Source organism: Jiangella sp. DSM 45060, assembly GCF_900105175.1.
Lineage (GTDB): Bacteria > Actinomycetota > Actinomycetes > Jiangellales > Jiangellaceae > Jiangella.
Genome location: NZ_LT629771.1, coordinates 4,636,674 through 4,648,070, shown reverse-complemented (window position 1 = coordinate 4,648,070; position 11,397 = coordinate 4,636,674). Strand labels below are relative to the sequence as shown.

The following is an 11,397-nucleotide window of genomic DNA, read 5'->3' as shown; positions in this document are numbered from 1 at the left end:
GGGCGCGCGTTCATGGCCATTGAGATCCGGCTGCCGAACCTGGGGCAGACCTCCGACGAGATGACGATCCTGGAGTGGTACAAGTCCGAGGGCGATCCCGTCGAGATCGCCGAGCCGCTGCTGTGCGTCGAGACCGACAAGTCGCAGGTCGAGGTGGAGTCGGCGGAAGAGGGCGTCGTGCTGCGGATCGTCGCGCAACCGGGGGACCGGCTGGCCTCCGGCGCGCTGCTCGCTTACGTCGGGTCGCCGGGCGACGCGGCGCCGTCACCGCAGCCGCCGGGCCGGGTGCAGGCGCTGCCCGCGGTGCGGAAGCTGGCCGCCGAGCTGGGCGTCGACCTGGCCGGGGTGGCGGGCACCGGGCCGGGTGGCCGGGTCGAGCGGGGTGACGTGGAACGCGCGGCGCCCGCGGAGCCCGCCGCGCCCGTCGCAACCGAGCCCGCCGACGCCGGCCAGGAGATGTCGCCGATCCGGCGGGCGATCGCGCGCCGGCTCACCCAGTCCGTGCAGACCATCCCGCAGTTCAGCGTCACCGCGCGGCTGGACGCCCGGGCGGCGCGGCAGGCGATCGGCGCGTATGGGGCGGGCGACGGCGGCACGCTGACGTACACCCATCTGCTGCTGCGCGCCCTCGCCCGGGCGCTGCGCGAACATCCGCGGATGCTGCGGGTCTGGTCCGACGACGGGCCTCGCTACAACGTGCTGACGTCGCCCGACGTCGGCCTCGCCGTCGCCGGCGACGAGTCGCTGCACGTCGTCACGATCCCCGAGCCAGACGCGACGCCGGTGCCGGCGCTGGTCGAGACGGTCGCCGCCGCCGCGAGCCGGGCCCGTGCGGCGGCGCTGGGCAAGGACGACCAGCGGCCCGCCGCCATCACCGTCAGCAACCTCGGGATGCACGACGTCGACAGCTTCCAGGCCATCGTCGACCCGAGCCAGACCGCGATCCTGGCCGTCGCGTCCGTCCGGGACCAGGTGGTCGCCACCGGCGGCGGCTTCGCCATCGTGCCGCAGCTCACCGTGTGCCTGACCTGCGACCACCGCACCGTCGACGGCGTCGACGCCGCGCGGTTCCTCACGACGCTCCGGACGCACTTCGCCACCGACCCGATGGGCGGAACCCGATGATCTCCAGCCGCTGGAACGACGATGACGCCGCCGCCTTCGCGGGCGACGACCTCAGGCTGCGCGCCTACAGCTCACGCCTGCTCGGCCAGGACCCGTCGCTGGTTCTGCACGGTGGCGGGAACACGTCGGTCAAGTCGGTCGTGCGGCCGGTCGTCGGCGCGGCCGAGGAGGCGCTGTTCGTCAAGGGCAGCGGCTGGGACCTGGCCTCGATCGAGCGGGAGGGTTTCGCGCCGGTGCGGCTCGCGTCGCTGCTGGAACTGAGCCGGCTGGACCGGCTCAGCGACGTCGACATGGCGCGGGCGCTCGCGGACTTCCGGCTCGACGCGGCGGCGCCGATGCCGTCCGTCGAGGCGATCACGCACGCGATCCTGCCGTACCGGTTCGTCGACCACACGCACGCCGACGCCGTCGTCACGCTGACCAACACAGCGCGCGGCGAGGAACTGGTGCGCGAGGTGTACGGCGACTCCGTCGTCGTCATCCCGTACGTCATGCCGGGCTTCGAGCTGGCCCGGCTCTGCGCCGAGCGGTTCCCGAAGGAGGCCGGCCCACGGACCATGGGGATGATCCTGCTCAACCACGGCGTGTTCACCTTCGGCGACACCGCCCGGGAGTCCTACGAGCGGATGATCGACCTGGTCGCCACGGCCGAGCGGGTGGTCGAGCGGCACGTGTCGCCGCCGGCGCTGCGGCCCGCTCGTTCGTCGTCCGCCGATCGTCGCGTCGCGACGGCGCGCCTCCGTGCGGACATCTGCGCCGCCGCCGGGCAGCCCATGATCATGAGTACCCACGACGACGCGGCAGCGCTCGCGTTCGCGCAGCATCCCGACGTGGCGACGATCTCCCAGCAGGGGCCGGCCACCCCGGACCATGTGCTGCGAACCAAGCCGACACCGCAGCTCGGCCGGGACGTCGCGGCCTACCGCGACGCGTACGCGCGCTACGTCGAGCAGGGCCGGGCCCGGGGCCGCGCCGAGGTGACGATGCTCGACCCGGCCCCGCGTGTCGTCCTCGACCCCGAGCTCGGCATGTCCTGCGCCGGCCGGACCGCCGCCGACGCACGGGTGGCCGAGGACATCTACCGCCACACGATCGACATCATCGGCCGGGCGGAGTCGCTCGGCGGCTACCGTACGCTCAGCCCGCAGGACCTCTTCGACGTCGAGTACTGGGACCTCGAGCAGGCGAAGCTGCGCCGCGCCGGGGCGCGGCCGCCGCTGGAGGGGCAGATCGCGCTGGTCACCGGCGCGGCCAGCGGCATCGGCCGGACCTGCGCGGCCCGCTTCCTCGACCAGGGCGCGGCCGTGGTCGGGCTGGACATCGACGCCGCCGTGACCGAGGCGTTCGGCGGCGCCGCGTTCCTCGGCGTGCGCTGCGACGTGACCCGGGAGGACGACCTGGCCGCCGCCGTCGACGCGGCCGTACGCGCCTACGGCGGGATCGACGTCGTCATACTCAACGCCGGGGTGTTCCCGCCGGCGGTCCCGGTGAGTGGGCTGAGCCTGGAGTACTGGCGGCGCGTCATGGGCGTCAACGCCGACTCGGCGGTGACCCTGCTGCGCGAGGCGTACCCGATGCTGCGACTGGCGCCGGGCGGCGGGCGGGTGATCGTCGTCGGCTCGAAGAACGTCGCCGCGCCCGGGCAAGGGGTGGCCGCGTACTCGGCGTCCAAGGCCGCGCTCACCCAGCTGGCCCGGGTCATCGCGCTGGAGTGGGCGGGCGACGGCATCCGGGTCAACGTCGTCCACCCCGACGCCGTCTTCGACACCGGCCTCTGGAGCGACGACGTCCTGGCGTCGCGGGCCGCGCACTACGGCCTCACCGTCGACGAGTACAAGCGGCGCAACCTGCTCAAGACCGAGGTGAGCAGCGCCGACGTCGCGGAGATGTGCCTGGCGCTGGCCGGCCCGGCGTTCGCGAAGACGACCGGCGCTCAGGTCCCCGTCGACGGCGGCAACGACCGCGTCATCTAGCGCAGGTCGACGCGCTGGGCGTTGAAGGAGTAGTACGGCATCGTCGCGACCATGCTGTCGATGCGGGCGGCCATGCCGGCGCCGTCGTCGTCCAGGCGGCGCTGTTCCCGCTTCGCCTCCTCCTCGGTGCGGGTGGACTGGAAGTCGGTCCAGACCAGCCAGAACGAGGCGCCGTCCGGGGAGATCCACTTGGGCGCGATCTGCGGCTGGTAGCAGCGGGCGGCCGCGTCGCCGCCGGGGGTCCAGGCGGTGTCCTCGTGGATCTGCGTCCACGGGCCCCAGGGGGTGGATGACGTGTAGAGGCCGAGGTAGCTCGGCCGGCCGAACCAGAGGCCCGCGGGCGTCGTGCCCATGCCCCAGTTGGCCATGAGGTAGACGCCCAGCGGCTCGTTGTAGGTGATGGACGGGTGCCAGGCGTAGGGGTGGACGTCGGTGTTGACCCAGCCGCGGGGGAAGGTGTGCACGACGGCGCGGTCGTCGATGGCGGGGGACCACCGTGCACCGCTGTTCGGCGCGCTGCCCGCGTAGTAGCGGTAGGCGCCGCGGTCGAGGATCCGGTCCTTCGGGACGCGGAACAGCACGAGCTCGTTCATCGTGCCGTCGGTGCTGCCGTTGGGCGCGTAGACGTACACGTGGCCGTCGGTGTTCGCGCGGTAGTCGCGGCCCATCTGCACGACGGACAGCAGCGAGAACGCGTCCTGGTCCTCCTCGAAGAACACCATCGAGTCCCGGGACCGCTCGGCGTAGGCCGGCCAGCGCACCGGCGTCGTGCCGTCCTGATCGCGCCAGGTGGCGCCGCCGTCCGGCGAGTGGATCAGCTTCGCCCCGACGAAGCGCAGGTCGTCGGCGAACGTGTCCGGGCCGGTCATCATCGGCGTGTTGAACGTGCTCAGGTACTGGTAGAGCTGCCCGTCGACCGCGAGCGTGCCGAACCCGTAGTACCGGGCCCGCGGCGGGGGCGGCACCGTCCAGTCGTCGGTCAGCGCCGGATATCCGGGGACGTCCTCGAATCGCGCGTCGTATGGGTCTCCGATCACCCGCCAGAGCCGCGCGTTGTGGAAGGTCTCCCGGTTCTCCCGCCACCCCGCGCCGTCGCACAACGCCGTCACCTGGGTGTCGTCGGCGCACCACGTCAGGTGCCAGTTGTCGCCGTTCCCGCCCAGCCGCAGGATCGTCTCGTCGCGCAACACCGCTCGGTCCGTCATGTCGTCCGTCCTTCCGCGCCGAAGCTGCCCTTGACAGTGCCAGGGCGGGCAACTTCAATGGTGCACCAACGCTCAGCCAGTGAGCAAATGTCCACGCGGAGGGCCACCATGAGCGCGGCGACCAGAACCCCGTACGAGCAGTTCCAGGCCGACGGCTTCTACATCCACGACCAGCCGGTGCTGGAGCCGGAGCTGCTGGCGCACGCGGCCCGGGCGCTCGCCGATGTTCGCAACGGTCATTACGCGACCGGCGTCTCGCCGGTGGTGTCGAGCTGGCGCCCGGGCGACGACCCGCACCGGCTGGCGAAGATCGACATGCCGCAACTCGCGGACCAGAGGCTCGTCGAGGCGCTCACCCGCTCCGGCCTCGGGCGCCTCGCCGCCGACGTGACCGGCGCCAACCTGGTGCAGGTCTGGCAGGTCCAGGGTCTCTACAAGCCACCGACACCGGGTCGCACGAACGACACCAACATCGGCTGGCACCAGGACCACCCCTACTGGCAGTCGACGTGGGGTACGGGTGACGGGCTGTTCACGGCGTGGCTGGCACTCAGCGACGTGACGGCCGCAAGCGGGCCCGTGCGGTTCGTCCCCGGATCGCACCGGTGGGGTGAGGTGGACGGCGACTTCTTCAACCAGGACCAGGAGGCGATCAAGGCGGCCGTCGCCGTACCGTCCGGAGACGAATGGAGCGAGGTCGCCGACGTCCTTCCCGCGGGAGGCGTCAGTTTCCACCATCGCTGGCTGGTGCACGGCAGCCACCAGAACGTGTCGTCGTCGCCGCGGCTCAGCCTTGCGGTGCATCTGCGCACCGAGCGGTCGGTGCCGGTGGATCGTGCGTCTGCCCTCGTCGCCCACCTGGACCGCGAAGACGTCTGCCCCGTCATCTTCCGCCGGTGAGCTCCGGCGGAGGCTGACGCGGTGTGCCGAAGTAGCCTCCGAGCAGTCTGCTCCGGTACTCGCGCGGCGACATGAGCGTCGCTTGCCGGAAGCAGTTGCTGAAGTACGACGGGCTCGAGAAGCCGCACCGCTCGGCGATCCTGCTCACGCTGTCCAGGCTGGTGCTGAGCAGCATCGTCGCGTGCCGGATGCGGAGGTTCGCCACGAGGTCGGTCGGCGTCATCCCGAAGTACTGCCGCGTGACCCGGGACAGGTGAGCGGGGCTGACGTGTGCCAGTTGGAGCAGGCGTGGGACGCCCTCGCGCAGGTTCTCCTCCTCCAGCATCGCGTCGACGCCGTCGAGCAGCCAGGCCGGCGCCCCGAACCCGGGCTGATCCTGCTGCGGGGCCGGAAGCAGCAACGGGATGATGTCGCCCCAGAACCGCAGCAGATCGAGCATGCTCGCCTGGCCGCTGTGGAAGCGCTCGACGGCCGATTCGAGCGGCCCCATGACGAGCGGACTCCCCGGTTCGAACGTCACCATCGGTGGCCTCGACGAGTGCGACCAGGACGGATCGAGACCGGTGAGGCTCGCGAACCGCTGCCAGACCGACACGGGCATGGCGACGTTGATGAGGCCGAGACCGGACTCCGTCGTGGCCTCGAAGCTGTGCACGTCGCGGGGCCGGAACAGGTAGAGCTGCCCGGGAGTCATCGGACTGCGCTCCACCACACGTCCGCCGGAGATGATCGCGTGCTCGCCCTCCCCGGCGGTGATCGCCATGACCTCGACGTAGTCGTGGTGCCGGTGCGGGGCGTGCTTCCGCAACACGATCGAGTTCGCGTAGAACGGCGCGCCGTCGAGCAGTGTTCCGAGTCGGACGACCTCCAGCTGCACATCAACAGATTACAAGTATTCGGCGCTCAGGTAGGCGCGGCGCCGATCCGATGCTGTCAGGGTGATGGTCATCGACAAACCTTGGCCGCGGAGAGGACCAGGACATGAACACCACGACGACCCCTGAGCGGGCAGCGATGCTCGCCACCTACGACCGTGACGGGTACGCGATCTTCCGGAACGTGCTCGACCGCGACCTCATCGAGGAGGTGAGCGGGCACATCGCCTGGCTGCTCGAGCACAACCCGGAGCGCACCCCGGAGATGCTCGCTCAGGACCTCGTCACCGACGATCCGTTCTGGGTGCGTCTCGTCAGCGACGACCGCCTGGTCGACATCGCCGAACTGTTCCTCGGGCCCGACATCGGTCTGTTCGCCTCGCACTACCTGGTGAAGCCGCCGTTCACGGGCAAGGAGGTCCGCTGGCACCAGGACGCGGCCTTCTGGCCGCTCGAGCCCATGGAGGTCGTCACGCTGTGGCTCGCGATCGACGAGTCGACGCCGGAGAACGGCTGCGTGCGGCTGGTTCCCGGGAGCCACAAGAACGAGATCAAGGACATGCACGCCACCGGCACGGAGGACGTCCTCGGCGCGGAGATCTCCGTCGAGGTCGACGAGAACGACGCCGTCGACATCGTGCTGCAGCCCGGCGACGTCGAGGTCCACCATCCGATGATCTACCACGCCTCGAACGCCAACACGTCGCCGAAGAGGCGAGCCGGTTTGACCATTCGCTACATTCCCACCTCGACCCGGATCACGAGCCCTGAACTGCTCCAGCAGAGCGCCTTCTGGTTCCGGGGCGATCGTGGGGTCAATGCCTGGCTGCCCGTGCCCGCTTATGAGGCGGGTCGGCACTTCCCCTTCCGCGACTGGAAGGCCTGGGTCTGACCCCCGCACGTCCGCTCCCGCACAGGTCGCCGGGGATGCAGATGGAGCGGGTTCTGCGGCGTGCCACCAATTCATAGGACGTGTCGGCTGCGTCGGCGACGGGGAGCCCGCTCCGTGCCTCCCCGTCATCGAGCGAGGGCTGTCCTGGAAGGTGATGACGTTACGAGGTCGCCCGCTGGCAAAGCCGGCTGTGGAATACAGGACTGCGGCAGCCAGCATGTGCAGATCGACCGTCAGCGCCGTTGGCTCCGAGGTCACGATGAGGCGGAAGCCTTCGGCGTTCCACCGATATGAAAACTCTGACGCTTGTCTCAGGCGTCTCGACCGGCGCCAGCTTGATTGAGCGCCGTGCGATCTCGCGGACGTCGTCGTTCGTGGTCCACGGGCACAGCGCCCAGTCTGTGTTGCGCCGCCGTTGGCGACGCCTCAACGCGTCCGACCGTGAACGACGGCGTCCGGCCGTCTACGACTCTGATCTGGCGAATACGTGCTCAAGTTCGCCTTCCTGCCGCCGCATAGCAAAGCGTTACTGCAGGTCAGAGCAAGTGCTACTGCGGCTGGTGCGCCGCCCTCTCAAGGCGGTAGCGCGGGTTCGAGTCCCGTCGGGGCTACAGAGCAGCGCCCCTCGCCTGCGAACGCAAGGTGAGAGGCGCTGTCGTCTGCCCAGCAGCCGACGGCGCGCCCTGTTCAGGATGCGAGCTCGGTGGGTGGGATGCCCTGAGTCGGCCAGATGGCGACGCGGGCATGATCAAGATCGTAGGACGCAGCGACCAGAGATCGTTTCGCGTTGGCGTCGGACACCGTTTCCTCGGGCGCGTTCCAGGCGCGGAATCCGGTGAACGAGAGGAGGCGGACGATGCGAGTTGGCCAACGAGCAGGTGCCCGTCGAGTGTCGACCTGATGCAGCAGGTGACCAACGGCGAGATCGTCGATCTCGCGCCGTCTCAACGGCCGGTCGTCTGACCGTCGCCGAACGACTTCGGCACGCCGCCATGACCTGGAAACGACGCCGCATCAGCCGCCATGCAAAGGAATGGCCACCGCACAGAGCCCGTTCGGTACCAGCTGGCTAGTAGACCGCGCGGCCACCGGTGAGGTCGTAGACGAACCCTGTCGTGTAGCTGGCCGCGGGGGAGACCGCCCAGGCGATCGCCTCGGCGACCTCGCCCAGCGTGCCGCAGCGGCGCATCGGGATCCGGGCCACCATGTACTCCACCTGGCTCTCCGGCATCTCCTCGACCATCTGGGTGCGGATCACCGCAGGGGCGATCGCGTTGATCGTGACCCCGGACTCGGCATACTCCTTACCCATCGACTTGACCATGCCGATCAATCCGGCCTTGGACGCTGAGTAGGACACCATCCCGGCGTTCCCCTCTTTGCCGGCGATGGACGCGACGTGCAGGATCCGCCCGTAGCCGTTGGTGGTCATGTGCGGCAACACCGCCTGCGAGAGGACGAACGCGCCACGCAGATTCACATCGAAGACGTGCTCGAAGTCCTTCACATCGATCTCGTGACTGACCAGCGCGGTAGTGCCGGTGATGCCTGCGCAGTTGACCATCGCGTGCAGCGGCCGGTCGGGACCCATCACGGTGGCGAGCCGTTCGTGGACCTGTCGGTCGTCGGTCACGTCGACCTCGACGGCCACAGCGCCGGGCAGCTCGGCAGCGGTCTCGGCGGCGCCGGGACCGTTCCGGTCGGCGCAGACCACCTCGGCTCCCCGGCCCCCAAGCAGCAGCGCCGCAGCGCGTCCGATACCTGAGGCTGCGCCGATCACCAGGACTCGTTGACCGGTGAGGTCCAGGCCAGCGTAGGCGTTCGTCGTCACGTGTGTCTCCGCTCGTCGCAAGGGTTGGGCTGGTTGTCCGGCCGTCAGGCCGGGTCGGCTCGTGGCTGGGACTCGAGGACGGCTCGCCCGGCGTCGGCCAGCTGGGTGTCCTGCTCCTGGGTGGCTCCGCTCACCCCGAGGCCGCCAACAACGGTTCCGTCGTCATCGGTCAGCACCACGCCGCCACCGAAGATCGCCAGGTCGGCGATGGCAGTAGTGGCTGCCCAGCGGAGCTCGTCGTTCCCGGCGAGCAGCGCCCACCAGTCGGCGGTCGACCGCCGGGTGCGGGCCGCCGTCTTGGCCTTCTTCATCGCCAGCTCCACGCTGACCAGTGGAGTCCCGTCCATCCGGTGGGACGCGCGGAGCACGGCAGACTCGTCGACGACGGCGACGGTCACGGCCAGTCCTTGCCGGGCGGCGGCCTCGCGCACGGCGGCGAGGATGGCGTCGCACGCGGCGGAGGTAAGTTGGGCGCGGGCAGTGAGCAGGTCGGTCATGGGCTGGTGTCTCCCTTAGTGGTGGTCTGGAGCACAGCGGTGGGCTCAGCGTTGGCTTCGGGACCGGTGAGGGCCTGCACGACGGTGCGGTTCAGCGGTGTTGGAACACCGATCGCGGCGCCGCGGTCCACCACGGTCTGGTTGAGCGCGCCGATCTCCAGCGGCCGTCCGGCCAGCCGGTCCCGGAGCATCGAGGTGCCGTGGCCGGGCGGCCGGGACTGGAGGTCCGCGACGATCTCGGCGGGCAGGTCGGCGCCGAGGTCATGCCCCAGCCGGGCGCCGACGGCGGCGGCCTCCGCGGCCAGCGTGTGTGCGAACAGGTCGATGGGTGACTGCCGGACGATCCCGAGTGGCTGCCGGAAGAGAGCCGTGACTGCCCCTGCGGCGACGTTGAGGCAGAACTTCCGCCACCGCAGGGTCTCGAACTCCGGCGTGCTCACGACGGTGAGGTCCGCGCCGGTCAGCAGCGACGCCACCCGGCGGCCGTCGTCGTCATCGGGCAGGTAGAGCAGGCCGCCGGGCCGGTAGACGATATGACCGGGTGAGCACAGCGTGGAGCTCAGATAGACGGTGGTGGGAACCACAGCAGGGCGAGTGCCAGCCGGGGCGGCGGCGTGGACGGCGTCCGTCACCGGCCGGTCGTCCACGCCGTTCTGGACAGCGACGACGGTGCTGCCCGGGCCGATCAGCCGGCGCAGCCAGGGCAGCGTCCCGCCGGTCTGGTGCGTCTTGGCGGCCAGCAGGATCAGCTTGGCTGCGGCCACCTGGTCCGGGTCGGTGGCGATCCGGACCGAAACGAGGCGTGTCTGTCCGCTGGACTCGGCGCGAAGGGTCTCGATCGGGGTGCGCACGCAGAGCGTGACACGATGTCCCGCCGCCGCGGCGGCGGCCGCCAGGTAGCCGCCGATGGCGCCGCCGCCGATCACCGCTACGTCCGTCGTCTCGGCCACGGCTACCCGCTGACCGTCGCGCTCGTGGTTTCCGCCGAGCCGGGGATGGCGTGCCGGTCTAGGAAGCCCTCGTCCAGTTCGATGCCGAGGCCCGGCCCGGTGGGCACCCGCACGCCGGCGCCCGGGGTGATCGGGAGCACTGTGCTGCCGACGTCGTACAACCCATAGGGCACCAGGAACTCGGCCTGGCCCAGCTCCGGGTAGGCGGCCACCAGATGCAGGTTGGCCACGTTCATCGTCGAGCTGGCGCCGTGGTGCATGATCAGCGATTGGCCGGCGGCCGCGGCATTGTGGACGACCTGCCGGGCGCCGGTCAGGCCGCCCTTCCAGTAGCAGTCCACGAGCAGGTAGGTGGCCAGCCGGTGGCCGATCGCCCAGGCCGTCGCACCGGGGCCGCCGGGAGCGGTCTCGAACGCGGCCACCGGGATCGGGCACTCACGGGCCAGCCACCGATACGACTCGTGGTCGAACGGGCCGAACGGCTCCTCCAGCCAGGCGTAGCCCAGCCCGTCGAGCAGCCCGCCCAGGTCCCGGGCGCCGTCCCGCGTCAGCAGGCGGCCGCCGTCGTACATCAGCCCCGTGCCGTCGCCGAACTTCTCCCGTAACGCCCGGCAGATCTGGCGGTCGAGGTCGCCGTCGGCGGTGCCGTGCACCTTGACCGAGGCGAACCCGGCGGCCAGCGTCTGCTCCGCGGTATCCACTACCGCGGCGCCGGAGTCAGCGTGCGGCAGGCTGGCATAGACGGGCACGTGGGCCGCCGTGGCGGCGGTGTTCAGCAGCGCCGCCACCGGCGTGCCCCGGGTGCGTCCCAGCAGGTCCCACAACGCCACGTCGATGGCGCTGACGGCGAAGATCGGCACGTACTGGGCGAGGTAGGCGTGCATCATCCGCTGCCAGACGCCTTGGATGTCGTCGACGGAGTCCACGCGCCGGCCGAGCACGGCGGGTCCGAGCGCGAGCTGCACGCTCTCGGCCAGGGCCTGGTACGACATCCCGCAGTGCGCCCGCGCGATCACGCTGCCCAGGTGCCCGGCGTCGGACTGCACGGTCACTTGGCAGGCCTGCTCGTGTGGTCCCCACCGTTCGCGGTGCAGCGGGCCGGACGGGTAGCGCAGCCCGCGGGTGCGCAGCCGGGTGATGACCGTCATG

11 protein-coding genes and 1 tRNA gene are annotated in these 11,397 nt (G+C 70.7%); 5 read left to right on the top strand and 7 right to left on the bottom strand.

Annotated features, from left to right (window positions below; genetic code table 11):
• Positions 1 to 12: 12 nt before the first annotated feature.
• A complete protein-coding gene (locus BLU82_RS20690; RefSeq protein WP_092622971.1) occupies positions 13 to 1,125 on the top strand; it encodes a 2-oxo acid dehydrogenase subunit E2 in 1,113 nt (370 codons plus the stop codon).
• Entirely contained in the window at positions 1,125 to 3,098 is a 1,974-nt protein-coding gene (locus BLU82_RS20685) for a bifunctional aldolase/short-chain dehydrogenase (RefSeq protein WP_092626086.1), read from the top strand. The genes BLU82_RS20690 and BLU82_RS20685 overlap by 1 nt, the downstream gene beginning before the upstream one ends.
• Here the strand turns inward: BLU82_RS20685 and BLU82_RS20680 are convergent.
• Positions 3,095 to 4,303: a DUF4185 domain-containing protein gene (locus BLU82_RS20680; protein WP_092622970.1), complete on the bottom strand. Its 1,209-nt coding sequence runs from the start codon at positions 4,301 to 4,303 to the stop codon at positions 3,095 to 3,097. The two genes, BLU82_RS20685 and BLU82_RS20680, sit on opposite strands and share 4 nt — an antisense overlap.
• A gap of 108 nt (positions 4,304 to 4,411) precedes the next feature.
• Here BLU82_RS20680 and BLU82_RS20675 point away from each other — a divergent pair, with 108 nt between their 5' ends.
• Positions 4,412 to 5,203 carry a phytanoyl-CoA dioxygenase family protein gene (locus tag BLU82_RS20675; RefSeq protein ID WP_157741157.1) on the top strand — a complete coding sequence of 264 codons (792 nt, stop codon included), beginning with the start codon at positions 4,412 to 4,414 and terminating at the stop codon, positions 5,201 to 5,203.
• On the opposite strand, the gene BLU82_RS20670 is transcribed toward BLU82_RS20675, so the two are convergent.
• Positions 5,187 to 6,080, bottom strand: a complete 894-nt coding sequence (locus BLU82_RS20670; RefSeq protein ID WP_092622968.1) for an AraC family transcriptional regulator — start codon at positions 6,078 to 6,080, stop codon at positions 5,187 to 5,189. The two genes, BLU82_RS20675 and BLU82_RS20670, sit on opposite strands and share 17 nt — an antisense overlap.
• A gap of 104 nt (positions 6,081 to 6,184) precedes the next feature.
• Between BLU82_RS20670 and BLU82_RS20665 the strand changes: the two genes are divergently transcribed.
• A complete protein-coding gene (locus BLU82_RS20665) occupies positions 6,185 to 6,970 on the top strand; it encodes a phytanoyl-CoA dioxygenase family protein (RefSeq protein WP_092622967.1) in 786 nt (261 codons plus the stop codon).
• Positions 6,971 to 7,510: 540 nt separating this feature from the next.
• Positions 7,511 to 7,581 (top strand) — tRNA-Glu (locus BLU82_RS34305).
• Positions 7,582 to 7,657: 76 nt separating this feature from the next.
• Here BLU82_RS34305 and BLU82_RS34300 read toward each other — a convergent pair.
• From BLU82_RS34300 to BLU82_RS20645, 5 genes are all read right to left on the bottom strand, one after another.
• On the bottom strand, positions 7,658 to 7,918 hold the full coding sequence (locus tag BLU82_RS34300) for a hypothetical protein (RefSeq protein ID WP_157741156.1): 261 nt from the start codon (positions 7,916 to 7,918) through the stop codon (positions 7,658 to 7,660).
• 121 nt (positions 7,919 to 8,039) lie between these two features.
• Positions 8,040 to 8,801 carry an SDR family NAD(P)-dependent oxidoreductase gene (locus tag BLU82_RS20660; protein WP_092622966.1) on the bottom strand — a complete coding sequence of 254 codons (762 nt, stop codon included), beginning with the start codon at positions 8,799 to 8,801 and terminating at the stop codon, positions 8,040 to 8,042.
• 44 nt (positions 8,802 to 8,845) lie between these two features.
• Positions 8,846 to 9,298 carry a heme-binding protein gene (locus tag BLU82_RS20655; RefSeq protein ID WP_092622965.1) on the bottom strand — a complete coding sequence of 151 codons (453 nt, stop codon included), beginning with the start codon at positions 9,296 to 9,298 and terminating at the stop codon, positions 8,846 to 8,848.
• Positions 9,295 to 10,248, bottom strand: a complete 954-nt coding sequence (locus BLU82_RS20650; RefSeq protein WP_092622964.1) for a 2-dehydropantoate 2-reductase — start codon at positions 10,246 to 10,248, stop codon at positions 9,295 to 9,297. The genes BLU82_RS20655 and BLU82_RS20650 overlap by 4 nt, the downstream gene beginning before the upstream one ends.
• 2 nt (positions 10,249 to 10,250) lie before the next feature.
• Positions 10,251 to 11,396, bottom strand: coding sequence for a mandelate racemase/muconate lactonizing enzyme family protein (locus tag BLU82_RS20645; RefSeq protein ID WP_092622963.1), 1,146 nt, complete (start codon positions 11,394 to 11,396; stop codon positions 10,251 to 10,253).
• Between the last annotated feature and the right edge of the window lies 1 nt (position 11,397).

Bases quoted from the DNA above. Each gene is read 5' to 3' on its own strand.
- BLU82_RS20655 (WP_092622965.1), bottom strand. From the start codon at position 9,298: ATGACCGACCTGCTCACTGCCCGCGCCCAACTTACCTCCGCCGCGTGC.
- BLU82_RS20680 (WP_092622970.1), bottom strand. From the start codon at position 4,303: ATGACGGACCGAGCGGTGTTGCGCGACGAGACGATCCTGCGGCTGGGC.
- BLU82_RS20665 (WP_092622967.1), top strand. From the start codon at position 6,185: ATGAACACCACGACGACCCCTGAGCGGGCAGCGATGCTCGCCACCTAC.
- BLU82_RS20645 (WP_092622963.1), bottom strand. From the start codon at position 11,396: ATGACGGTCATCACCCGGCTGCGCACCCGCGGGCTGCGCTACCCGTCC.
- BLU82_RS20675 (WP_157741157.1), top strand. From the start codon at position 4,412: ATGAGCGCGGCGACCAGAACCCCGTACGAGCAGTTCCAGGCCGACGGC.
- BLU82_RS20690 (WP_092622971.1), top strand. From the start codon at position 13: ATGGCCATTGAGATCCGGCTGCCGAACCTGGGGCAGACCTCCGACGAG.